This is a genomic window from Candidatus Accumulibacter necessarius, assembly GCF_036625085.1.
This window is the reverse complement of the sequence record NZ_JAZKUM010000005.1, coordinates 307567-330506: the sequence shown is the minus strand read 5'-3', so window position 1 is coordinate 330506 and position 22940 is coordinate 307567. Positions and strand designations below refer to the sequence as shown.

At 64.8% G+C, this 22940-nt stretch carries 17 protein-coding genes; 5 read left to right on the top strand and 12 right to left on the bottom strand.

All coding sequences use genetic code 11. The features are described 5' to 3' along the window. Window positions 1–504 precede the first annotated feature (504 nt). Window positions 505–2139 carry a methyl-accepting chemotaxis protein gene (locus V5B44_RS15400; protein ID WP_332359886.1) on the top strand — a complete coding sequence of 545 codons (1635 nt, stop codon included), beginning with the start codon at window positions 505–507 and terminating at the stop codon, window positions 2137–2139. A gap of 80 nt (window positions 2140–2219) precedes the next feature. On the opposite strand, the gene trxC is transcribed toward V5B44_RS15400, so the two are convergent. From trxC to V5B44_RS15370, 6 genes are all read right to left on the bottom strand, one after another. Then, window positions 2220–2654: a thioredoxin TrxC gene (trxC, locus tag V5B44_RS15395; RefSeq protein ID WP_332359885.1), complete on the bottom strand. Its 435-nt coding sequence runs from the start codon at window positions 2652–2654 to the stop codon at window positions 2220–2222. Window positions 2655–2754: 100 nt separating this feature from the next. Next, window positions 2755–3240 carry a siroheme decarboxylase subunit beta gene (gene ahbB / locus V5B44_RS15390; RefSeq protein WP_332359884.1) on the bottom strand — a complete coding sequence of 162 codons (486 nt, stop codon included), beginning with the start codon at window positions 3238–3240 and terminating at the stop codon, window positions 2755–2757. Beyond that, window positions 3237–3716: an Lrp/AsnC family transcriptional regulator gene (locus V5B44_RS15385; protein ID WP_332359883.1), complete on the bottom strand. Its 480-nt coding sequence runs from the start codon at window positions 3714–3716 to the stop codon at window positions 3237–3239. The genes ahbB (V5B44_RS15390) and V5B44_RS15385 overlap by 4 nt, the downstream gene beginning before the upstream one ends. Beyond that, the gene (gene ahbB, locus V5B44_RS15380) at window positions 3709–4692 is read right to left on the bottom strand and encodes a siroheme decarboxylase subunit beta (protein ID WP_332360057.1); all 984 of its coding nucleotides are present in this window, start codon (window positions 4690–4692) and stop codon (window positions 3709–3711) included. Before ahbB (V5B44_RS15380) ends, V5B44_RS15385 begins: the two co-directional genes overlap by 8 nt. A gap of 5 nt (window positions 4693–4697) precedes the next feature. After that, the gene (locus V5B44_RS15375) at window positions 4698–5861 is read right to left on the bottom strand and encodes a cytochrome D1 domain-containing protein (protein WP_332359882.1); all 1164 of its coding nucleotides are present in this window, start codon (window positions 5859–5861) and stop codon (window positions 4698–4700) included. 102 nt (window positions 5862–5963) lie between these two features. Then, window positions 5964–6698 (bottom strand): c-type cytochrome, encoded by a 735-nt coding sequence (locus V5B44_RS15370; RefSeq protein WP_332359881.1) that lies wholly within the window; start codon window positions 6696–6698, stop codon window positions 5964–5966. 272 nt (window positions 6699–6970) lie between these two features. Between V5B44_RS15370 and V5B44_RS15365 the strand changes: the two genes are divergently transcribed. The 4 genes from V5B44_RS15365 to V5B44_RS15350 all read left to right on the top strand — a co-directional run bounded on the left by V5B44_RS15365 (window position 6971) and on the right by V5B44_RS15350 (window position 8952). After that, window positions 6971–7438, top strand: coding sequence for a hypothetical protein (locus V5B44_RS15365; protein ID WP_332359880.1), 468 nt, complete (start codon window positions 6971–6973; stop codon window positions 7436–7438). Between the two features lie 16 nt (window positions 7439–7454). Then, window positions 7455–8087: an SCO family protein gene (locus V5B44_RS15360; RefSeq protein WP_332359879.1), complete on the top strand. Its 633-nt coding sequence runs from the start codon at window positions 7455–7457 to the stop codon at window positions 8085–8087. A gap of 164 nt (window positions 8088–8251) precedes the next feature. Then, the gene (locus tag V5B44_RS15355) at window positions 8252–8428 is read left to right on the top strand and encodes a CsbD family protein (protein ID WP_287634519.1); all 177 of its coding nucleotides are present in this window, start codon (window positions 8252–8254) and stop codon (window positions 8426–8428) included. 122 nt (window positions 8429–8550) lie between these two features. Next, window positions 8551–8952, top strand: coding sequence for a PRC-barrel domain-containing protein (locus tag V5B44_RS15350; protein WP_332359878.1), 402 nt, complete (start codon window positions 8551–8553; stop codon window positions 8950–8952). A 452-nt stretch (window positions 8953–9404) separates the two neighbouring features. Here V5B44_RS15350 and V5B44_RS15345 read toward each other — a convergent pair whose 3' ends face one another. The 6 genes from V5B44_RS15345 to V5B44_RS15320 all read right to left on the bottom strand — a co-directional run bounded on the left by V5B44_RS15345 (window position 9405) and on the right by V5B44_RS15320 (window position 22736). Further along, window positions 9405–10385 carry an extracellular catalytic domain type 1 short-chain-length polyhydroxyalkanoate depolymerase gene (locus V5B44_RS15345; protein WP_332359877.1) on the bottom strand — a complete coding sequence of 327 codons (981 nt, stop codon included), beginning with the start codon at window positions 10383–10385 and terminating at the stop codon, window positions 9405–9407. A 68-nt stretch (window positions 10386–10453) separates the two neighbouring features. After that, window positions 10454–11263 carry a transglutaminase-like domain-containing protein gene (locus tag V5B44_RS15340; protein WP_332359876.1) on the bottom strand — a complete coding sequence of 270 codons (810 nt, stop codon included), beginning with the start codon at window positions 11261–11263 and terminating at the stop codon, window positions 10454–10456. Window positions 11264–11343: 80 nt separating this feature from the next. Next, window positions 11344–12165: an N-formylglutamate amidohydrolase gene (locus tag V5B44_RS15335; protein WP_332359875.1), complete on the bottom strand. Its 822-nt coding sequence runs from the start codon at window positions 12163–12165 to the stop codon at window positions 11344–11346. Next, complete coding sequence (locus tag V5B44_RS15330; RefSeq protein ID WP_332360056.1) at window positions 12155–21031, bottom strand: GH36-type glycosyl hydrolase domain-containing protein; 8877 nt, start codon at window positions 21029–21031, stop codon at window positions 12155–12157. Before V5B44_RS15330 ends, V5B44_RS15335 begins: the two co-directional genes overlap by 11 nt. A 125-nt stretch (window positions 21032–21156) precedes the next feature. Next, on the bottom strand, window positions 21157–22338 hold the full coding sequence (locus V5B44_RS15325) for an AI-2E family transporter (protein WP_332359874.1): 1182 nt from the start codon (window positions 22336–22338) through the stop codon (window positions 21157–21159). Between the two features lie 83 nt (window positions 22339–22421). Further along, the gene (locus V5B44_RS15320) at window positions 22422–22736 is read right to left on the bottom strand and encodes a BON domain-containing protein (RefSeq protein ID WP_287634516.1); all 315 of its coding nucleotides are present in this window, start codon (window positions 22734–22736) and stop codon (window positions 22422–22424) included. Window positions 22737–22940 lie beyond the last annotated feature (204 nt).

Below are 22940 nucleotides of genomic sequence, written 5' to 3'. Positions count from 1 at the left end.
GGCACGCCTGCTGAGAAGCTGTGCACCCCCGCTCTGGGAGATGCAGGGCGCCCCCACGGGCGAGGACGACACCCAGGCTCAATCGGCGCCTGGTAGGTGCTGGGAGCGTGCAGGCGCACAATCACACGCCATGCGCATGCCTGAGCCGGGGGTCGCACACCTGGAAGATGATCCCGGTCGCATACAGCACACCGCGGGCAGTGACCAGTTCCACGAGGACAACCTATCCCGTGACCGCGAACAGCGCGCCGAACAGATGTGTCCAGGCATTGACTCTTTCCCCTCATACATGTGCCTCCGCCTCGACCCGATGAACCGTTTGCCCGACCAGCGGAAAGCCCGGCCGGAGACGGCAAGTCGAGCACTTTCGCAGCATTGTCCGGGACTCCGCCCGCCAGGGGTGAACGGACATCGGCCGGAACAGCGCAAAGCCCAAGTGAGGCTTGTCGGATCAGCGCCAAGCAGGCACTATCGCAGGAATTTGTAGACGAACCGGAGCCTCCGATGCGAAACAACCAGCCCGTGACCATGGCCGAAACGATCGTTCCCGACGATGAGTTCATTTACTCCCGTACCAATCTCAAGGGCGTGATCGAGGAAGCCAACGAGGCTTTCGCCCGGATCAGCGGCTACACCCGCGAAGAGATGATCGGACAGCCCCATAACCTCGTCCGCCACCCCGAAATGCCGGAAGCGGCTTTCGCCGACCTCTGGGCCGACCTCGCGGCCGGTCGCCCCTGGAGTGGCCTGGTCAAGAACCGCCGCAAGGACGGCGGTTACTACTGGGTCGTCGCCAACGCGTCGCCGGTGCGCGAACACGGCCAGATCGTCGGCTATCAGTCGGTGCGCGCGCGGCCAACCCGGCACGAGACGGCTGCCGCCGAAGACGCCTACCGCCGGATCCGGCAGGGCGACAAATCCTTGCGCGTCGAGCACGGCCGCATCGTGCGGGCCTTGCCGGGCGGTGTCGAGTGGTTCGCCAAATTGCCGACGCAGATGCTGATCATGGGCCTGCTGGCCATTCTCCCCGGCCTCCTGGCGCTGCTCGCCAGCCTGACGGAGAACGTGCTCTTCGGTCGTCTGGACCACGTGCTGTCGGCCATCGCGGTGGTCTATGCCTTGTTCTTCCTGTTCTGGGTGACGCCGCGGGTCGCGCGCGACCTCGCGGCGACCGCCGACTACCTCGAATCGGTCCTCGCCACCGGCGATCTCAAGACGCGCCTGAAGATCAACCGGCGCGACCTTATCGGACACGTCGCGCGCCTCGCCGACCGCTTCATCGCCTCGGTGCAGGCGACGGTACAAGGCATGGCCGACAGCGCGAAACAGGTCGAGAACGCCAACCGGGAGGTGCAGGCGGGCGTTCTCGAGGTCAACCGATCGGCGATCGTCCAGAACGACGCCACTACCGCGTCTGCGGCAGCGGTCGAGGAAGTGTCGGAGTCGATCGGCAAGGTGGCGGCGCATGCCGGCAGTACCGAGGCGGCGGCGCACAAGGCGGGGGCGGTGGCGCAGGCTGGCGAGGAGCTTTCGCTGCGGGCGAGCCAGACCATTCTCTCACTGGCCGAGACGGTCAAGGCGTCGGCACAGCAGGTCGAGTCGCTGGGTCAGCGCTCCGAGGAGATCAGCCGGATCGTCGCGGTCATCAAGGAAGTTGCTGACCAGACCAATCTGCTGGCGCTCAACGCGGCCATCGAGGCTGCACGTGCGGGCGAAGCGGGGCGCGGCTTTTCGGTGGTCGCCGACGAGGTGCGTAAACTCGCCGAACGGACCGGCAAGGCGACACAGGAAATCACCCTGATGATCGGCAGCATCCAGAGCGAAACCAGGCAGGCGGTTGAAGGGATGCGCAGCGGCGCGCACGAGGTCGAGGAGAGTGTGCGCCTGGTGCAGGAAGCCCGCGAAGCGCTGCGCGGCATCAACGAGCAGATGAGCACCACCGTTGCCATGGTCAGCGAGATTACTCACTCCTCGAGTCAGCAGCAGGCGGCGATGACCGAGCTCGCGCGGAACGTCGAGCGCGTCGCGCTGATGACCGACGAGAACGTGGCGGTGACCCGGCAAACCGAAGCCATGGTCGAGTCCCTGAGTGCCACCGTTCGCCGCATGCGCAAGGCGGTCGAACAATATCAGGTGTGAGCGCATCGCCCGCAGCCCTTCCCCATCCTGCCAGCGCCTGGCGCTGCACGGAACCCCCCGGAAACCCGGCCAGCAAATGCTCAGCCGCTCGACCGGGCCCAGCGCACGATGCCTGCCACATCCATGGCGCCGGCTTGCCGGGCGACCTCTCGCCCGCCGCGGAAGATCATTAGCGTCGGGATCGAGCGAATGCCAAAGCGGGCGGCGAGCGCCTGCTCGTCTTCGGTATTGACCTTGGCCAGGCGAAAATCCGGCTCGAGCTGCCGCGCGGCCTGAGCGAACGCCGGCGCCATCGCTCGACAGGGGCCACACCACGGTGCCCAGAAGTCGATCACGATCGGTAATTCAGAGCGCCCGACGTGCTGCTCGAAGCTGGCAGCGGTCAACGCCACCGGAGCTCCGTCAAACAGCGGAAACTGGCAATGACCGCAGTGTCCCCCCTCGCTGAGACGCGCTTCGGGGACCCGGTTGGGGCGATGGCAATGCGGGCAAACCACTATTCTTGATGCACTCATCCTGGCAACTCCAGACACCACGATCGGTGCCGGTTAGATGGTGACATCGCTACCGGTTTCAAGCCGGTTCGGCGCGAGATCGCCATCGTCCCACCACCCCTCAGGCACCGATTCTGAGGCCTGTCTTCTTGAGAATGCGAGTCGAAAAAAGCACATCATGCGCCCGGCAATCAGAGCCAATGATCCGGGCGATCTCCGTCACCTTGGCCATCACCTCGGCGCGGGAACCGCCATGCACCATGGCAAACAGGTTGTACGGCCAGTCCGGAAGCCGGCGCGGCCGATGGTAGCAGTGGGTGACGAAAGCAAGCTCGCCAACCTGCCGCCCGAGTTCGTCGATGCACCCGTCCGGCACATCCCAGACGCTCATTCCGTTGGCCGTATAGCCGATCGCGTAGTGATTGGGTACGGCGCCGATACGGCGGATAGCGCCTCTCTCGAGCATGCGCGCCAGGCGGGCCATCACTTCCTCGGCTGGAATGCCGACCTGCTCGGCCAACTGATGATACGGGCGAGGGACCAGCGGCAGGCCACCCTGGGTCGCCAGAACGAGGCGCCGGTCGACGGCGTCGAAGGTCCCGTTCATGCCCGCACCACCAGCTTCATCTCGACAAAGTACTCCTGCAGTTTCGGAAAGGGAAAAACCGGCAGGCCGCTCGCCGCTTCGATCCGGTGTATCGCAGCATCGATGCCGGCCTCGCTCTCGGTGGCCAGCACGAACCACATGTTGAACCCGCCGCCGCGCTCGCTTTCGCGGCGGTAGTTGTGGGCGACTTCGGGCAAGGCGTTAACGACCTCGAGCACCCGCTGCCAATCTCCTTCGGGCACACGCAGCGCTGCCAGCACAAAGGCACCGCCCATCCTTTCGACCTGAAACATTGGCCCGAAGCGGGTCAGCAGCCGCGCGTCGAGCATCCGCTGCAGACGCTCGAGCAATTCCGCCTCGCTCATCCCGAGTCCGGCGGCGACCTGGGCATAAGGCCGCTCGCAAATCGGAAAACCACCCTGCAGACCATCGATGATCGCGCGGTCCAGCGCGTCAATCTGCGTTGGCTCACGCATAACGCGCGCCACCCTGCTTGAAGCGAGTCAGCGAGAAGAGGGTATCGCAAGCGTAATCGGAGAGCTTCAGCTGTACCCGAAGTTCGGCGATCCTGGCCTCGACTTGGGCCCGAGCCTGGCCGTGAATCATGCAGAACAGGTTGTAGCGCCATTCCGGCGGCACGCGTGGGCGCCGGTAGCACAGCGTCACACCGCCGGCACGCGCCAGCCGCTCGCCAACTTCGTCGACACCGGCATCGGGAACATCGTGCACCAGCATCGCGTTGGCCGTATAGCCGAGCTCGTGGTGCCTGACGATCACTCCGAAGCGCTTGATGATGCCCTCGGCACACCAGCGTCGAATACGTTCGATGACCTCGCCCTCATCACAGCGGAGACGGCTGGCAAGCACCGCAAACGGACGGATGAACAGCGGCAGCCCCTCCTGCAGGACCATGACCAGGCGACGCCCGTCCTCGTCGAGCGGCGTCGGCGGTATGAAAGCGTGGCTGTGCAAAGTGGCGCCTCTGGTCGGCCGTTCGTCCCTGCCATCGAGCGCAAAGCCGAGGTCGATGTGGTATTCGTGCAGCAGCGGCAGCCGGAGCATCGGCCAGCCCACTGCCTGTTCGATAGCCGCAAGGGCGGCCTCCAAACGCCCTTCCGATCCGGCCGTGACGACAAACCAGAGGTTGTAGCGGTGCTCGCGCTCGTAATTGTGGTTGACTTCCGGGAAGCGGTTGACCACCTCGGCGATTGCAGCAAGCTTCGCCGGTGGCACCGCCATCGCTGCCAGCGTGCTGGCGCCGATTCGCTTGGGCGCGAAGACCGCGCCGACGCGCGCGATCTTGCCTTCGCGGCGCAGCGCCTCAAGCCCCCGCAGGACAGTACCCTCGGGAACCCCCAGGCGGCACGCCAGCTCGGCAAAGGGCGCCGAACAGAGCGGAAAGTCGCGCTGAAACTCATTCAGCAGGCGGAAATCGAGCGCCCCTTCCCGCATTTCCATCAAAACCCTGTTCGGTTGCCGCGGCTGGTGAAGAAGATGCCGCTCGGCGCCTGCGCCGCAAACTCGCCGACTTTCTCGAAGGTCGCGGTGTCGTAGATCACGACCCGGTTGTCGTCGCGCGCGGAAAGCCAGACCGCTTCGCCACGCGGCGTGAATTCCATGTGCAGGATGGCCTTGCCCGGCGCGAGCGTCTTTATCACCTGGCCGCTCAGTGTATCGATCACCTCGACCCAGCCGTTATCCGGAAACGCGTAATTCACCCACACCTGCCGGCCATCCGGCCGCGCCATGACGAACACCGGCTGACCCTTCACCTTGATGCGAGCCACTTCCTGCCAGCTGCCGCCGGCAACGACCAGCACCTCGTGCCGTCCAATCGCCGGTAGATAGGCATTCCCCTGCGCCATCGACCAGCCACGCAGGTGCGGCATCTTGAAAACCGGCAGCTTCTCCTCGCCCCGCCCATAGTTCTGCAGGATGCGGCGACTGCCCTGCTCTGGCTGCCAGGTGTCGAGCAGGGCGACGCCATCCTCGCCGAAGAGCCCGGCCAGGTAGTAGCGACCGTCCGGCGTCACCAGCCCGTCGTAGGGCTGTTGCCCCGCCGGATAGCGCTGCGTCTGCGGACGTCTGGGGTCGGAGAAGTCGCTCACCCAGATCTCGCCGCCATCAAAGAGCGCATAGGCAAAGCGATTACCCGACAAATCCGCCAGGCCGACGACTTTTGAAAGGCTGCCTGGGGCGTACTCCGCCGGCACTTCCGAGAGCAGTTCAAGCGTTTCGGCATCGAAGGCCTTGATGCCGCCCGGCGTGTAGTTCTGTGCGACGACGATTCGCCCATCCTGCGAGATCGCACCGCCGATCGCATTGCCCGACTGCAGTACGCGCTTGACCACCCGCGCCTCGAGCAGGTCGACCTTGGTCAGCCCGCCGTCGCGGCCGAAGACGTAGGCGTAGCGGCCATCGCGCGAGTAGACCACGGAGGCATGCGACAGGTCACCGAGGCCGGCGATACGCGCATAGGGTTGGCGCCGACTGGTGTCCACCAGGGTCACCTGGCCGCTGGCGCGCTCGATGACCAGCCCGAGATCACCGGTACCGCGCAGGTTTGGCGAGGCGCAGGCAGCCAGCAGAACGGTCACCAGCAGCGTCAATAGTCTAGTCATGGGTGTCACTCAAACGGCGCCGTTGGCGCAAATGTGATTGCTACAAGCCTTACCGGCGCGCCTTTGCACTTCCAGCGCAGGTGCCACCAGCGCAAGTCCTGCCTACTTCCGGTTCGCTGGCCCCTTGGCCTTGCACAGGCTGCCCGGCATCACCAGGCTGGACTGGTAGGCCGCAATGGCGACCAGCTGGTCGTTGCTGTACTTCTCGATGATCCGGACCATCTCCGGGTTGGCGTTGCGTCGTCGCCCGTCGCGGATCTCGGTCATTTGCCGCAGCAGGTACCGGTAGTGCTGGCCGGCGATCACCGGGTAGAACTTTTCCTTGACCCCCTCCCCGCTGGCCCCGTGGCAATCCTTGCACTCCTTTTCGTAGAGTGCTCTGCCGATTGCCACCTGTCTGTCGGCATCCTTGCCCTCGTACCTGCCGTGTTCCCGCGGGATACAAAGCTGCTCGATGTAAGCAGCGACGTCGGCCAGTTCCTGCGCGTCGGTCAAGGTCGCAGCGAACGGGTACATCGTCGGGTTGTCGCGCAGACCGGCGCGGATGTCCGCCATCTGCTTGAGAAGCACGGTGCTATGCTGCCCGGCCAGCTGCGGGAAGGTCCCGTCCGGGCGGCCAGCACCCGACGGAAGGTGGCAGCCAACGCATACCTCGTAGGCTTCCTCACCGCGCTTCCTGTCACCCTTGAGCTTCAGCGCCTCGAGCTTCTCTCCCGTCGGCACGTTCCACCGGTAATCCTTGCCTTCGATACCCTCGGCCCTGTGTGCCGGCGGCCCGGCCTGGGCAGCAAGCGCGGCGATCATTGCCAGAAGGGCCGCCAGAATGACTTTCTTCACTGCCAACTCCGTGGTCCATGTGAATCGATGCAACCAATCTAGCAATGAGCTCGCCGGGTGGCGTTGATAATTGTCAAGTTGCGCCGCAGTAGACGCGAAGCGGTGATTCCTGGGCAGTCACCTTGCCGCCAGTCGGTCGCCAGGCGGCCCAGCGCCGCTGCGGCAATATGCCGCACGCCGTGGGGACATGCCCTGGCCGATAATCCGGCAGCCTCTCATCAGGCGATAATGCAGGCGCCGCACAGCCGCCGGCCGATCCTCACCCTCAGACGATGACCAAGAACCTCCTCCTCGACGCCACCATTCTGCTCGGACTTGCCATCCTCGGCGTCGTCGGCTACAAGCTGGCACCGCTGCTCAATCCCAAGACCGATGTCGCGCTGCCGCTGTCGAGTTGCAACCTGAGCCAGCAGGCCTGCGTCGCGACGCTGCCGGATGGTGGGCAAATCGGCTTCTCGATCGAACCACGGCCGATCCCGGCGCTCAAGACGCTGCAATTAGAGGCCAATTTCAGCGGCAGCGAAGTGCGAAAAGTCGAGGTCGATTTTACCGGCACCGAAATGAGGATGGGCTACAACCGGTCGCAACTGGAAAGACAGAGCGGCAACGACCACCGCTTCGCCGGGCAGGCCAGCCTGCCGGTGTGCATTACCGGCGGCATGGAGTGGGAGGCCACCGTGCTCGTCGATACCGGCAAGGCCCTCGTCGCGGTTCCTTTCCGCTTCGTCACCGGCAACTGACTCCGGCAAGACGCCAGTGAGAACGAGAGGCCTCCTGATTGTGCTGATCATCGGGTTGAGCGGCGTTCTGCTCTACCTCGCAGCCTTCTGGGAACCCGTCTCGCCCAGGGCGATCTCCCGCGTCGAGCCGCACAGCCAGCTGCCGCAGTCCGCCCGCCCGCCTGGCGGCGATTTTACCCTGCAGGGGCCGCAGGGGCCGGTGGCCCTCAAGGACTATCGCGGCAAAGTGGTGTTGATCTACTTCGGCTACACCTACTGCCCGGATGTCTGCCCCACGTCGCTGTCGCTGCTGGCGCAGGCCCTTTCCGAACTCGAAGCTGGCGAACGCCAGCGCGTGCAGGCGATCTTCGTCTCGCTCGACCCGGAGCGCGATACGCCCGACCGTCTCAAGGACTACGCCCCCTTCTTTCACCCAGGCCTGATCGGCCTCACCGGCACGCCGCAGCAGATCGCTGCCGTCGCCCAGCAGTATGGCGCGAGGTACCAGAAGCAGCCACCGAACGCCGAAGGGCAGTACGCCGTAGACCACTCTTCGGTGACCTACGTCATCGATGCGCAGGGAAGGCTCGCGGTGGCGCTGCCCCATGGCCAACCGCCAGCGCAGATCGTCGCCACCATCCGCCAGCAACTGGTTGCGGCAGCCCCCTGAGCGGAAATAGAGCCGCTGATTCACCCTGATCGCCAGGAGATGTCCTGTGTGTGCGCTGTCGCACCGACGGGAAGGGCTCTTGCGTCCATCCTGAGTGTTGCGCCGGCCAGGAGCCTGGCACGACGCTCCGGGCAATCGCCCCAATCGACCATCAGGAGAAAACCGTGAACAAAGATCAAGTCAAGGGCCGACTCAAGCAGGCAGAAGGCAAAGTGAAGGAAGTCGCCGGCAAGCTGACCGGCAACAAGACGCTGGAACAGAAAGGGAAAGTCAAGAACGCCGCTGGCGACGTGCAAGCGGACTATGGTGATCTCAAGAATGACGTTGCGAAGAGCCTGTAGATCGCCGCAGCAGTCCCCTGACTGGCGCCGCAAGGGCTCGCGCTTGCCGGGCGGGCCGTCGGTCGGCAAGTACCCAGGTGTTCCTGAGTGTTTCTCAGTCACTGTCCTGACCGGAAGTGGACGTGATTATCCCGCCGATCGGTGAAAGCGAAGTCGAAGTCGATGGTCCCGCATCGATAGTCATGTGGGCAAGCACCCTCTTCGACTACACGGTCTACAGCCATGAAGGCGAAAAGCTGGGTGACGTCAAGGACTTCATGCTGGACGTGCGCAGTGGCAAGGTGCTGTACGCGCTGCTGTCCTTCGGGGCCATCGTCGGCATGGGCGAGAAGGTTTTCCCGGTGCCGTGGGATGCCTTGACCGTCGATGTGGAACATGAACGCGTCGTACTCAATGTCGCCAAGACCGGCCTCCAGGACGCACCGGGGTTCCACAAGAACAGTTCGCCCAACATCGCCGATGCATCCTGGGTGAGGGAGATTCATTTGTATTACGGGATCAGACATCGGAATGTGCTGGGGTAATTTGCCGTATCCGTTGAGCAGGGATTCGCCATCGCTCATTCGCCCGCTTTCGGTGGCGAGAACTTTTGCGTGCGCCCGCGTACAGATTGCCTGCTTTGAGACAGGTAGAGTTGAACCTCGTGATTGGCCAATCGCTTCTTCTCGATAGCGCTTGAGGGCGATTGGCTCACTTAACCGACACAAAGGTAACCTCATGAACAACATCGTCTATATTGTCGGCTTGATCGTCATCATCCTCGCGATCTTGTCGTTTTTCGGGCTTCGGTAAAGCGTCGAAGGCCGCCTCGGAAGCTTCCCGGCGGCTCCTCTTCGCGACACGCGTCAGCCTATCCTCGTGCGCGCGAGGGCGACGGCCGTCAACACCGTTGCCTGCCATGTCCGCAGTGGCAACGCGCGAGGGTGCAGAGAAGGCGAACGTCGGAACGGCGAGCGGATCCTCGTGCGCAACGGCGTTAGTCCCCTCCCCTGGCGAATTGCTTGACCATGAAAGCCCAGATCATGCGCGACGCGTCCGGGCCTTTTGGATCGCTGCAGGCCTGCCCCGCGGCTCCGCCGCTCCACGCATGGCCAAGCCCCTTGACCTCACAGAGACTGGCAACCAACCGGCGCCCGCAGCGGTAGTCGGTGATTGTCGCGGCATAGCGCGCGCCACGTTGCACGGTGCGAGGCGTACCCGCCTTTGCGCCGATGCGAGCTGCCCATGATCGCGCCGCTTCCGCCCCATTGCTGGGCGCCACCACTGGGTCGCTACTGCCATGGATCACCAGCAGCCCGGGCAGACGCACGCCCGCAGCGAGCGGCGCCAGTGGCAGAGCTCGTGCCTGGCGCCCACCCATCGCCATCAGCGCGGTCGCCGGAGAATAGGCAACGCCTGGTGCAATGCCCGAATGCATCGCAATCGCCCGAAAGCGCTCCGGGCGGCGCGTCGCCAGCAGCGCCGCCATCCCGGCACCCGCCGAGAGACCGGCCAGCGCGATCCGCTCCGGATCGACCGGTTGCAGCAGGCAAACCTGGTCGATCGCCGCCTCGATGGTGCCAGCCTCACCCTGCGCCCGACCCGAACGGGTTTCGTACCAGTTCCAGCAGCCGGCCGCATTGGCAAGGCGACCCTGCTCCGGGTAGAGCACCAGAAAACGCTGACGCTCGGCGATCCGGTTCATCTGACTGCTCGCAGCCAAGGCTTCGGCGTTCTGCCCGCAGCCGTGCAGCATGACTACCAGCGGCAGCCGCTCAGTGCGGCGCAGCCCTGGCGGCTTGTACAGCCAATAGCGCCGCGCGCCCGCCAGGCCGACAACCAGACCCAGCCTGCAATCGGCGTTTCGAACTGGCACCCGTTGCGCAGCTGAAGGTGCGACTACACTCGGCGGCGCCTGCAGCGCCCGCGTCATGGCCTGCGAAACGGTGCGGGTCACCTGCCGCGTGATGACGTTCAAAGTGCGCTGCAAGGCGCGGGTCAGGGGGGCTTTTCGCGTGCGTCTTGCCATATCGTTGTGTCGGTGTGCTAGCCGCTCACCTCGTCGGTCCGGACCATGAAACTCTTCAGGGTATTGGGACCGAAGGTGCTGCTGATGGCGACGTCGGCGGCGTCGCGGCCACGGGCAATCAAGACGCGGCCGATACGCGGGGTATTGTTGCGGGCGTCGAAGGTGTACCACTGACCGTCAAGATAGGCCTCGAACCAGCCCGAGAAATCCATCGGTCCATAGGGTGGCGGCATGCCGATGTCGCCCAGGTAGCCGGTACAGTAGCGAGCGGGGATGTTCATGCAGCGACAGAACGCGATCGCCAGATGCGCGTAGTCACGGCAAACGCCCGTCCCCTCCTGGAAAGCTTCCCAGGCGGTCTTGGTGTGCCGCGCGTGCTGGTAGCCGAAGGTGAGGTGGCCATGAACGTAGTCGCAGATCGCCTGCACACGCCCCCAGCCGACCGGCGACTGGCCGAACAGCTGCCAGGCGATCTCGGACAGGCGATCGGTCTCGCAGTATCGACTCCCCAACAGGAACAGCAGCGTGTCGTCAGGCAGTTCCTGTACAGGAATCTGCCTCGCCTGCCAGGCGACCATATCTGCCTGACCGCTATCCTTCACCAGCGCATCGGTGGACAGCCTGAGCAGACCCCTCGGGGCGACGATACGGCTGCACCAGTTGCCATAGCTGTCGCGATAGGCAGTGAGCGGAACGGGCGGATCGGTGATCAGGTGGTCCGGGATGAGGAGGTCCGAGATGCGTGTGTAGTGCACGCTCAGGGTCAGGATCATCGGGGTGGACTGCGGGCAGTCGTAAACCAGTTCGTAGCCGATGCGGATCTTCATGCGGGGCTCCTGTTGAATGCCAGCGCAGCCTGCGGCATGCACTGACGGTTGGGGGTCAGTTTGCGGGTGGTCGCCTGCGGCTACTCGGCCACCCCTTCACCGCGGCTTGTCAGCGTCCGGCGCAGCGAGTCGACAATTACCTGGCGCAGGGCCATCCACCGTCGACTCGGCGTGAACACGTGCTTCTGGTTGATCTCGAGCTCGATGCCGACATAGGCGTCGGGCGGCAGATGCCGACGAAACCAGGCGGTCAGACCATCGCCCTTGCCGGCATACGGATAATTGCGGCGAACCGTCAGCGCGGGAGCACAGGCCTTGAGTGAATCTCGCCAGCGGGCGCAGAGATCGGCCTCGCCGGGACGGTGCGGGTCGTAGAGCAGCCCGATATCGGCATTTCGCACCGTGCCGTCGAGCTCTGGCGTAAAGCTGTGCGACGAGATGTGGATCACCCGTCCGTAATCGGCGATCGCCCGTCTGACCAGGTGGTCGGCTTGCGAGCGATAAGGCTGGTAATGCTGCTGCAAGAGCTGCTGACGCATCGCTGCAGGCATCCCGCGCGTCGCTTCGGAATGGAGACGCGGATGGCCGACGGATCGGTTCAGGTCAACCAGCAGGCGGCTGACGGTCGAGGCCACCAGTGGCGCAGCAAATTCCCTGGCCAGAACTCTGGCCATGATCAATGCCCCGAAATCGTAGCCGCGGTGAGTGTCCAGCAGCGCCCCATGGGCGCCAAACAGCTCGCCATACGGCACCGGAATCCGGTTGCCGCCATGCTCGCAGCTGATCACCAGGCCGGTGCGTGCGCAGCCGCCCCAGCCCGATCGCTGGCCAGCGAGCAGCACGCTCTCCGACCGCTTGCCCGATGGCCTGACCAGTCCAGCCTGGCAGTGGCTACTGGACATACACGCTCACCGTGACCAGGTGTTCGCGACGATCGTCGACCAGGGTAATCACCCGCTCGACCTGCTCGACGCCATCAACCGTGATGCGCGTCACACCGCTCCGGCCAGGATCGATGGCGCGCGTCTGCGAGACGGTAATGTCGTACAGGGTTTCCTGATAGCGGTAGTGGATCCTGAAGCCCCGCCAATCCGCCGGCAGGCAGGGAGCGAAACGCAGCTCGTTCGCTTCGCGTCGCAGGCCCAGCAGCGACTCGACGATCAGCCGGTACAGCCAGCCGGCAGAGCCGGTATACCAGCTCCAGCCGCCGCGGCCGACATGTGGCTTGAGCGCGTAGACGTCGGCCGCGACGACGTAGGGTTCGAGCTTGTAGGTCGCAACTGCCGCAGCCGACAGCGCATGGTTCACCGGGTTGATCATCCTCAGCAACTCCCAGGCACGCCCGGCGTCGCCGAGCGCGGCAAACGCCATCGCCGCCCAGACCGCCCCATGCGTGTACTGCCCGCCGTTCTCCCGCACGCCCGGCACATAGCCCCGGATGTAGCCGGGATTAAGGGTCGACCGGTCGAACGGTGGATCGAGGAGCTGAACCAGCGCGTCCTCGCGACGCACCAGCCGCTGGTCGACCGACTGCATCGCCTGTCGGGCGTGCGCCATGTTGCCCGCCCCGTCGCCGGCACCGGAGAGCACCGACCAGCTCTGCGAGATGGAATCGATCCGGCATTCGCTGTTGCTCGCCGAACCGAGGACTGTGCCATCGTCAAACCAGGCGCGGCGGTACCACTCACCATCCCAGGCATGCTGCTCGATGTTCCGGCGCAGACGCCCGCCCTCCTCGCGGCAAAGTTCAGCAAAGGAGGCATCACCATGGGCACTCGCCAGTCCGGCGAACTGCCTCAGCACTTCGCAGAGGAAGAAGCCCAGCCAGACACTTTCGCCCTTGCCCTGCATCCCCACCAGGTTCATGCCGTCGTTCCAGTCGCCGGAGCCCATCAGCGGCAGGCCGCGCGCGCCAAAGCGCAAACCATGCCGGATGGCACGCACGCAGTGCTCGTACAGGCTGGCGAGGTCGGCCGACTGGCCGGGCAGATCGTAGTAGGAGTCGTCGTCCGGGTTGACCGGGCGACCCTCCAGAAAGTGCACCGGCTCATCCAGCACCCCGGCGTCGCCGCTGCTCGTGACGTAGCGGCACACCGCCAGGGGCAGCCAGAGATAGTCGTCGGAACAATGGGTCCTCACACCCCGACCCGAGGGCGGATGCCACCAGTGCTGGACATCACCCTCCTGGTACTGACGGCTCGCGCACAGCAGGAGGTGTTCCCGGAGCAGGCCGGGCGCGGCGTGATTCAGGGCCATCACGTCCTGCAGCTGGTCGCGGAAGCCGAAGGCGCCGCCCGACTGGTAGTAACCGCTGCGGGCCCAGACACGACACCCCAGAGTCTGGTACACCAGCCAGCCGTTGGCCAGCACATTGACCGACGGGTCGGGGGTTTCGACCTGGACCGCACCAAGCGTGTGCTGCCACTGCTGCCCGACGGCTTCGAGTGCGCTGCGCGCCGCCAGGACACCGCGGAAGCGTCGCATCAGCTTGCTCGCCTCGTAGGCGTTGCGCCCGACACCAAGCCGAAAGACGATTTCCCGCTCCTGCCCGCCGGCCAGTTCGAAAGTGACCTGAATCGCCCCGCAAGGATCCAGCCCGGCGCCGACCTTGCCTGAAAGACGCGAGCGGTGCATGGCGGCCGGATCTCGCAGCGAACCATTGCGCCCGAGAAACTCCGTGCGGTCGCCAGTCAGGTGACGCCCCGGGTGGTCGACGTCGAAGAAGGCAACCCGCTCGGCGAACTCCGGACTATACGGGTTGCGCGCGTAAAGCGTGCCGCTGCGGTGGTCGATTTCGGTGATCACATGCATCAGCGATTTGGCACGCAGATCGCCCAGCACCCACTCGACATAACCGGTCGCCGACAGCCTGCGCGGCCGGCCCGATTCGTTGCGCACCTTCAACACCGAGAACTTGACGGCGGCGTCGGTGGCCACATACACGGACAATTCGGAGTGAATGCCTTCCGCGTGGGTCTCGAAGACGCTGTATCCGAATCCGTGCCGGGTGACGTAGGGCGTCGCCGCGCCGGCGGGCAGCGGTGTCGGCGACCAGAAGTGACCGGTCTTTTCGTCGCGCAGGTAAAGCGCTTCGCCGCCCGCATCACTCACCGGGTCGTTGTGCCAGGGCGTCAGGCGGAATTCGTGTGCGTTCTCGCTCCAGGTGTAGGCGACGCCGCTCTCCGAGATGACCGTCCCGAAGTACGGATTCGCCAGGACGTTCACCCAGGGCGCCGGCGTGACCTGATCCGCCGCAAGCGTGATCACGTACTCGCGTCCGTCCCGACTGAAGCCGCCGAAACCGTTGAACAGAATCAGGTCCCGAGGCGGCGACCCGGGCGCGGAACGGAGGTCAGTTGAGGCCTCGCGTCGCCGGGTTCGTCTCGGCTTGAAGCGCGGCGGGCGCGGTTCAATCGGGTGACGATGGTCAAGCTGTTCCGCCAGCGTTCCCCGGCTGTCGGTGATCACGGCGCGCGCAGCCGCCTGGAACAGAATGCGGTCCTCAGGCGAAATCTGCTCGGCCTGCCGCACGAAGATGCCGCCCGGTCGATCGATCACGCTCGCACCCAAGCCGGCGGCGATGAGTCCCATGATCTGTTCCTGCAACTGCTGCCGGTAACCGGCGTGATCCTCGTTCCAGATCACCAGGTCCACCGCCAGTCCCTTCAGACGCCAGTAAGCATGCGCCTGTACGAGCTGGCGCACGAGGTCAATGTTGGCCCCGTCGGCAATCTGCAAGAGGACAATCGGCAGATCGCCGGAGATGGCGTAACCCCAGAGCCCGGACTGTCCGCGGCGATTCCTGATCAATACCTCGGCACTGGCGCGCAGCGACGCGTTGGCGTAGATCACCGAACTTGCCAGGCGCGCATGCAGCTGTGACTCGGCTTCAGTGGCATTGAGCTGTTGCAGGACCACCTGGCTGTGAGTCCAGGCCAGCTCGAAGACGCGGTTCGCGAGGTGCTGATCCTGGTATTTTTCAACCAGGCTGACCGCCAGGTCACGGGTCTCACCGATACCCGAAACGATATCGACGATCGCCGAACTCTCCGGATCGAGCACCATGCGACAGCGAATGGCAACGATCGGATCCAGCACCGACCCATCGCTCCCCGAGAGCGGCGCCGAATGACCCATCGCCAGCGGATCGCCGAGGTTTCTTGTCCGGCCGACAAAGCGTGAGCGATCAGTCTCGCAGGACGCCTCGCCCGTCTCGGCCCCGTGCACCACCATCAGATGAAGCATCCAGGGCGCCTGCTCGCCAAGCGAGCGCGGCCGACGGGTACAGAGGATCGCACGTCGATCTCGCAGGATCTCGGTCTGCACGAAGAGGTTGCTGAACGCCGGGTGATGTGCGTCCGCAGCCGGCGGCGCGATCACCACTTCGGCGTAACTCGTGACCTCGATCTCCCTGCGCTGTCGCGATCGATTGGTGATCCGGACCCGGCGCAGCTCGATATCATCCTCCGGCGAGACGACGATCTCGGTGTAGGTTTCGAAGTCGCCAGAGCCGTTGGCGACGGCATCGCGGCGGCGAAACTCGGCACGCCCCTCGGAGAAGATCGCTTCGTAACTCTCTGCTCGCTTGAGCGTCGGCTGATGAGCGGTCGACCAGGGGTCGCCACTGACGCCGCCGGTCACCTCGCGGACGTAACAGAAGCTGCCCCAGTGATCGCAGGTGGCGTCTTCGTGCCAGCGGGTGACGGCCAGATCCTTCCAGCGACTGTAGCCGCCGCCCGCGTTGGTCACCATCACATGGTAGCGACCATTCGACAACAGCTGCACCTCCGGTGCCGGCGTGTCGGGGTTGCTGAACACCCGGATCGGCACTTCCGCGCCGATCGACGTCGAGCGCACGTCCGAGAGTTGCGCGGTATGCGAAAACAAGGCCGTTGCCCTCGGAACGCGTTCCTGGAGTAGCAGCATGACCGCCTGGAACAGCCGATCCGACTTGAACCGCCGCTGCATCGGGCGCTCCAGAAGCAAGTACGCCAGCGCGAGCAGGCTCATCCCCTGGTGATGCGCCATGAACGAGCGGACCACCACCCGTGACTGCCCGCGTCGCTGTCGGGCGGGCGTATAGTCGATCGCCTCGAAGAAGCCGAAGCGGCCAATGAATCCCTGGGCGGCCAGTCGCTGGAGATTTCGGCAGGCTTCTTCGGGCGCCACCATCAGTGCCAGCACCGAGGCATAGGGCGCAATGACCAGATCCTCGGCGAGTCCGCGCTTCAGACCGAGGCCCGGCACGCCGAAGGCGCGATACTGGTAATTGAGCTGCAAGTCCACCGTGTTGTAGCCGGATTCCGAGATTCCCCAGGGGACGCCACGCTGGTTGCCATACTCGATCTGTCTCGCCACCGCTGCCTTGCAGGTCTGGTCGAGCAGCGTCTGCTCGTAGGCAGGCATCACCAGCAAAGGCATCAGGTACTCGAACATCGAACCGCTCCACGACAGCAGTACCGGTTCGCCGCTGGTACTGGTGAGCAGGCGTCCAAGCGCGAACCAGCTCTCCTGCGGCAGTTGCCCCTGCGCAATACCGACGAAACAACATAGCCGAGCTTCAGAGGCCAGCAGGTCGTAGTAACCCGAGTCCACCCGTCGTTCGTCCACGTTGTAACCAATGGCCAACAGATGGCGCGTCTTGTCGAACAGAAAATCATACTCCATGCGCGCGAGGTCGCCGGCTTGCATGGCCAGACGCTCAAGGGTCGTCAACCGGTCCCTGGCACGCACGCTGCCTGTCCTGATCTGCCGCTGCAGATCGGCAAGCCAGCCGCGCTGCCCGGCGGTCGTCGCTGCGCCGAGCAACTTGGCAATGCTCGCCGACACCTCCGCGTCCAGCCTGGCCAGTCCGCGCAGCGTCGGCATTTCGGCGATACCGGCGAGGCTCGCCACCGCCAGCTCACTCGGTGGCTCCGGCAACCATACCCAGGGCGTGAGCAAGGCAAGCTCATCCAGCGCCGTGCGGCATTGCCGGGCCAGCGCCTCGGCCCACTCCGCCGGCAGCTTTGCCTCTTCGCTCTCGGGCGAGTTGTCGCCGACACCATCGAGGCCGGGCACAAACTCGCCAGCGAGTTCGACGGCGCTGGACGCCAGGCGCTCAAGGCATGACTGGAGTGCCGCGAGCGTCTCTGGCGGGGAAGCGGCAACGGCTGCCAGTTGCTTGCCGAACGCCGCCAGGGTGCGCGCCGCGACGCCATCCACCGCTGCCGCCTGACCTGCCTCGTGGACGAGAATCCGATAGGTGTCAGCCAGGCCGTCGAACAGCCTCGCTCCCAGCAGTTGGTCATCGCCCAGGGCGAGCAAACCCGCACGCAAGGTCAACAGGTGGCCCGCCAGGTTACCGCTGTCCACCGTCGAGATATACCGTGGCGACAGCGGCTGCAGCGTCTGCGTGTCGTACCAGTTGTAGAAGTGCCCCCGGTGCTGCTCAAGCCCGTTCAACGTGCGCAGGGTGTTCGCCGTTCGCTCGACGAGCGGACCGACCGGCAGGTAGCCGAAGTCATACGCCGACAGATTGGCCAGCAGCGCCATGCCGACGTTGGTCGGCGACGTCCGGTGCGCGACCGCGGTGACGCGATACTTCTGGTAGTTGTCTGGCGGCAGCCAATGATCCTCCTGGCCAACCAGGTTCTCGAAGAAGGCCCAGGTCCGACGCGAAAGCCCACGCAAGAAAAGGGTCTGCTCGGCCGTCAGGGTCGCCTTGCGGCGAGCGAGCGGCAGACTGATCCACCAGGCGATGACAGGTGAGAAGAACCACAGGAGCAGAACCGGCCCCGCAACCGCCAGCACCATCGGTGTCGACGCCGCCAGCTGGATGGCCACGCCAATGGCGATCACTGGACCGATCCACATTGACCGCCAGGAGAGGGCAAGCTCGCTGCGCGCCCGCTGGTCCGGCTGGCGATCCGCGTCACTCGAAGGGTTCCATTCGAGCAGTCGCCGGCGCGTGATCAGCAGCCGCCAGCTCGTGCGCACGATCGCATCGAGACTGAAAAACGCCTCGTAGGGCAGGCAGGCCAACTCGAAGGCTGCCTGCAGCAAGTGCCGGGAAGCCGAACGGGCGACGGCTGTCAGGTGCTGTCCCAACAGCACCTCCGCCGGCTTGCGACACAGTTCGACGAGCGAAGCGCACAGCCAGGGCAACAGGACGATGCCGATCACGCTCAGGGTCCATGACCAGACCAACGACGACAGCAGCGTCCAGCCCAACAGCAAGAGGAGGAGCAACGCCGGGGCAACGAGACTCCGGCGCAGGTTGTCGACCAGCTTCCACTGCGACAACGCGGAAAGCGGATTCTCTCGGCGCGCGTTGTCCCCTGCGTCGTTCGCCGTTGCCCCCTTGCCTGCACGCCTGGCAGCCACGACCGCCGGCACGCGGCTCAGAAGCCAGCCGGCAAGCTGCCAGTCCCCACGGATCCAGCGGTAGCGGCGGCTCACGTCGGCGCTGTAGCGGGCCGGATAATCCTCGTACAACTGCACATCGCTCAACAGCCCTGCCCGCGCGTAGCATCCTTCGAGCAGGTCATGGCTGAGGATGCGGTTCTCGGGAAAACGGCCGCCAACGGCTTGCTCGAAGGCATCGACGTCGTAGATCCCTTTGCCGACGAATGAACCTTCGCCGAAAACGTCCTGGTAGACATCGGAAGAGACACGCGTATAAGGGTCGATGCCAGGCTCCCCGCCGTAGAGTCGCGCATAGCGCGAGCGGTTCGTCCCCGGCAGGCTGATCGCCACGCGCGGTTGCAGGATGCCGTAACCCTCGGTGACCAGCCGCCTGGCCTGGTCATAGTGCGGGCGATTCAACGGGTGCGCCATGGCGCCGACAAACTGCCGCGCCGCGTCGCGCGGTAGCTGCGTGTCGGTATCCAGGGTGATGACGTAGCGGACGCCGGAAAGTACTGTCGTGTCACCGACGACGAGCGAAAAGCCATTGTCGGAGAGCGCCCCGGCGCCGCTTCGCAGCAGCGCGTTCAGAGCCGCCAGCTTGCCCCGCTTGCGCTCGTAGCCCATCCAGATCCGGTCCTGGACGTTCCATCGCCGCGCCCGATGGAAGAGGAAGAAGGTACTGCTCCGGCTTCCCTCACCACCACGAGCGTATTTGTCGTTGAGCTCGTCGATCCTTGTCCGTGCCAGTCGCAGCAGCGATTCGTCCTCAGGGAGCGATGCCAGATGCGCATCGCGAAAATCGGTCAGCAGGCCGAAGTGCAGGTACTCATCGCGATTACCCAGAAACCTGACCTCGAGCGCCTCGACCAGTTGCTCGACGTCCGCCTGACTGGCGAGCATCGTCGGCACCACCACCAACGTCCGGCAAGTTGGCGGGATGCCTTTGGCGAAGTCCATCCTGGGCAACGGCTTCGGCTTCACCAGCAGGCTTGCCAGCCAGTTCATCAGCACGACGGCCGACTGGCTGACGCCGAGGAGCAGGAGGAAGGCGATCGGTAGCAGTGCGAGTTCGACCACTCCGGCGGGCAGCCCGGCAGCCAGTGCCTGTGCCAGCAGACCCGCGCCGAGGAGGACGGAGATCAGCAGCATCCCGCCGAGGTAGAGGAACAAGGGGAACCGAGCCACCGTCTTCAGCCAGACTTCAGGGCCGGAAGGGTGCACTCCGGCCAGCCGCAGGAGATCGGGCAAGCCCTTGTCGATCAGGTAGAAACCCACGTGCCCGGAGCGCCCGGAGACTTCCCCGCCAGGGGTGAGCGAAGCGCCAGCACGCGCCAGTTCGACGGCGTGGCGAGCCACCTCTCCTTCTGTCAGGCGGCACTTCCTGGCTATCTCTTCGGTCGCGTGGCGATAGCGATCGCGGGTGGCAAAATCCATCCGGCCATAGACAGCGCCCGGATCCATGAGCAGCACCTGCTCGACGACGCTCATGGTCTCGACGAACTGGCGCCAGTCCAGCGCGCCAAGCGCCCGCAGACTGCCGAGGCTGTTGCTGATCGAGACCTGATCGGAAGCCTGTTGCTGGTTCTCCAACTGCACCAGGTGCTCGATCGTCAGCCCCGACTCCGAAAGTCGCTGCTCGATCCAGTTCAAGGGCAAGATCAGCGCCGGACCCCGCCCCTGCAGGCGGCGCGCCAGCTCGGCGACGAAGGCGCCAACCATCGGTGGATCCGAGCGCGCCATGTCGGCGATCACCAGTATCAGGCTGCCGGGATCGCTGCCGGCGGCTTCCGTCATCCGGTCGGCCCACGAGTCGGCCAGATGTCGCGCGTCCCAGGCGGCGGCAATGCGCACGCCGACGCGTCGAAGATTCTCGATCAGAGCCAGCCGGAGCATGATCGGAATCGCCCACAACTCGCCCAGCTTGAGGGCCGTGACGGTCTGGTAGGCGGCGACAAAGCGACTGAGCGTTTCCGTGTCGACGCGCCCATCGCCATGCGCGATCGCCTCCAGGGCCAGGTCATAGACGCGCGGACAGTCAGCCGACGGCCCGCGGGCCAAACGCGGGAGTTGGCGGCTGTACCCCTTGGGCAAATGCCGCCTGGCCGTGCTGATCTGCTCTTCGATGAGATAGAAGTTGTCGAGCAACCACTCCCCGGCCGGCGTGATCCGGCGGTTCTCGCTGACGGCCGCGGTCAGCAGCCTGCAGACAGCGACGAGGGCGCTTTCGTTGGCTGCCAGCCGCTCCAGGAGCTGGTCCGCGGCCCGCCCCGCAGCCAGCGAATGCGATAGCGCGAGGGCCTTGCCGTGTTGCTCCATCTGGGTCGCGCTGAACAACTCCGCGCGTAACGGGGCTTCGTCCTCGTCGGCAAGCGGAGGCATCCTGCCACCGCCAAGGCGCGCTCGCAGTTGCTCGAGGTAGCCAGTGAGCTTTTTGCCAGCGTTCAAGTCAGGGGGAGTCCTTTCCAGGGGGTCAGATCGCAAGCGCATGGCGGGCAATCCACCCGCTAGTCTGCCAGCAACTCAGCCACTGGCTGCAGTTGCTCAACGTTCTCGGCCACCACCTTGACGATCACCGCGATTGGACAGCTCAGCAGCATGCCCCAGACACCCCACAACCATGTCCAGAAGAGCAGCGTGACGAACACCGCTGCCGTGTTCATTCTGGCGATGCGACCGGTCATCCAGGTGGTGACGAAGGTGCCGACGAGCGTGGCGATTGCCAGCGACGTGCCGGCGGCCAGCAGGACCGTCGACAGGCTGTTGAACTGTATGAAGGCCGCCATGGCAATGGCTGCGGCCGTGACCGCCGGCCCGAAGTATGGAACGATGTGCAGCACACTTGCGGCCACCGCCCAGGCGCCCGCGTTGTCGAGGCCGATCGTGTACAGGGCGATCCAGGTGAGCACGCCAACCAGCGCGTTGGTCACCAGAATCATCAGCATATAGCGCTGGATCGATGTGTTGATGTCATCGAGGATGCGCACGGTGAGCTTTCTGTCCGTCAGCGACGGTCCGGCGAGTCGCACCAGCTTTCGCTTGTAGGTGTCGCCGGAGAGCAGAAGAAAGAAGGTCAGGAAGAAGACCATTGCTGCCTGGGCGATCAGGCCGGCAGCCCCCAGCGAACCCACCCAGAGGAAGTTGCCGAGTCCGAAACCGGGGGCATCAATGACGACGCGGGTCGCAGCTTGTTTGTGCGACGACCGCTTGCCTGCCGCCTGAGCGGTCGCCTTTTCGATCTCGCTGGCGGCGGTTTCCACCATCTGCATGGTGCTGGCCTGGCCCTTGCGCAGACTGGCGAGGCCAGCCGACAACTTGCTCACCGCCTCGGGCAACTGGTCAAGGATCGTCTGCATCTCCCCGCGCAAGCCGTAGGTCCCCAGGACAAGCGCGCCGAAGACACTCAGCATCACCAGAGTGGTCCCCAGGAAGCGCGGCAGCCTGATCCGCTCCAGCCAGACGATGAGTGGATTGAGACTGTAGGCGAAGAGAATACCGAGGAGCAGGGAAATGCACAGGCTTTGCGCCCAGTCCAGGGCGAAGACCACAGCAACCGTCGCGAGGATGGCCGGAGCCAGGCGCCCGTGCCCATGCTCACCCTCGGCCGACCGCGACACCGGCGGCTCGGCAGCAGCCGGCGATTGACTGCCGGTTGAGGCGCCGGCTTCCGGAGTGACGACTGCGGTCATCGGGCTGTCATCGGGACTGAGCGATGAGCCGCGCGGCCATTGTCGGACAGTGTATCCGGCAATGGCCGGTGATCAACAATCGCCTACTTGATCCGCATGTCGTTCTTGACGGATTTCACACCACCAACGCCGCGTGCCACTTCGGTCGCCTTGTTCGCCGCCGCCTGCGAGCTGACGAAGCCGCTCAGCTGCACCACGCCCTTGAAGGTCTCAACGTTGATTTCTGCCGATTTCAGCATCGGCTCATTGAAAACCGCCGCCTTCACCTTGCTGGTGATGACGGTGTCGTCAACGTACTCGCCAGTCCCCTCCTGCTTTGAGGTGGAGCTGCAGCCGACAGCAGTCACCAGCGTGACGGCCAGAAGAACTGAGGAAAGATACTTGCTGATTTGGTTCATGGTTCATTCTCCAGATATGAGTAAAACGGGGAATTCCTGACTCGATCTTCTACCAACCACTCCGACCGCTCCCAACCGACGCACGGTCCTGCCGACGATGAACCCCGTGACGAGGCCGAAAGGAACCTGCGCCGCTGGCGACATCGCTGTCGCGAGCCGTCAGGAATTGACCTTGCCAATCGTTACTGGCCCTGACGCGACGTT

What these genes read in the sequence shown, in the direction of transcription:
- V5B44_RS15325 (WP_332359874.1), bottom strand. Translation starts at nt 22,338, where the DNA reads ATGACCGCAGTCGTCACTCCGGAAGCCGGCGCCTCAACCGGCAGTCAA.
- V5B44_RS15385 (WP_332359883.1), bottom strand. Translation starts at nt 3,716, where the DNA reads ATGCGTGAGCCAACGCAGATTGACGCGCTGGACCGCGCGATCATCGAT.
- V5B44_RS15335 (WP_332359875.1), bottom strand. Translation starts at nt 12,165, where the DNA reads ATGTCCAGTAGCCACTGCCAGGCTGGACTGGTCAGGCCATCGGGCAAG.
- V5B44_RS15330 (WP_332360056.1), bottom strand. Translation starts at nt 21,031, where the DNA reads ATGCCTCCGCTTGCCGACGAGGACGAAGCCCCGTTACGCGCGGAGTTG.
- trxC (WP_332359885.1), bottom strand. Translation starts at nt 2,654, where the DNA reads ATGAGTGCATCAAGAATAGTGGTTTGCCCGCATTGCCATCGCCCCAAC.
- V5B44_RS15365 (WP_332359880.1), top strand. Translation starts at nt 6,971, where the DNA reads ATGACCAAGAACCTCCTCCTCGACGCCACCATTCTGCTCGGACTTGCC.
- V5B44_RS15320 (WP_287634516.1), bottom strand. Translation starts at nt 22,736, where the DNA reads ATGAACCAAATCAGCAAGTATCTTTCCTCAGTTCTTCTGGCCGTCACG.
- V5B44_RS15340 (WP_332359876.1), bottom strand. Translation starts at nt 11,263, where the DNA reads ATGAAGATCCGCATCGGCTACGAACTGGTTTACGACTGCCCGCAGTCC.
- V5B44_RS15400 (WP_332359886.1), top strand. Translation starts at nt 505, where the DNA reads ATGCGAAACAACCAGCCCGTGACCATGGCCGAAACGATCGTTCCCGAC.
- ahbB (WP_332359884.1), bottom strand. Translation starts at nt 3,240, where the DNA reads ATGAACGGGACCTTCGACGCCGTCGACCGGCGCCTCGTTCTGGCGACC.
- ahbB (WP_332360057.1), bottom strand. Translation starts at nt 4,692, where the DNA reads ATGCGGGAAGGGGCGCTCGATTTCCGCCTGCTGAATGAGTTTCAGCGC.
- V5B44_RS15375 (WP_332359882.1), bottom strand. Translation starts at nt 5,861, where the DNA reads ATGACTAGACTATTGACGCTGCTGGTGACCGTTCTGCTGGCTGCCTGC.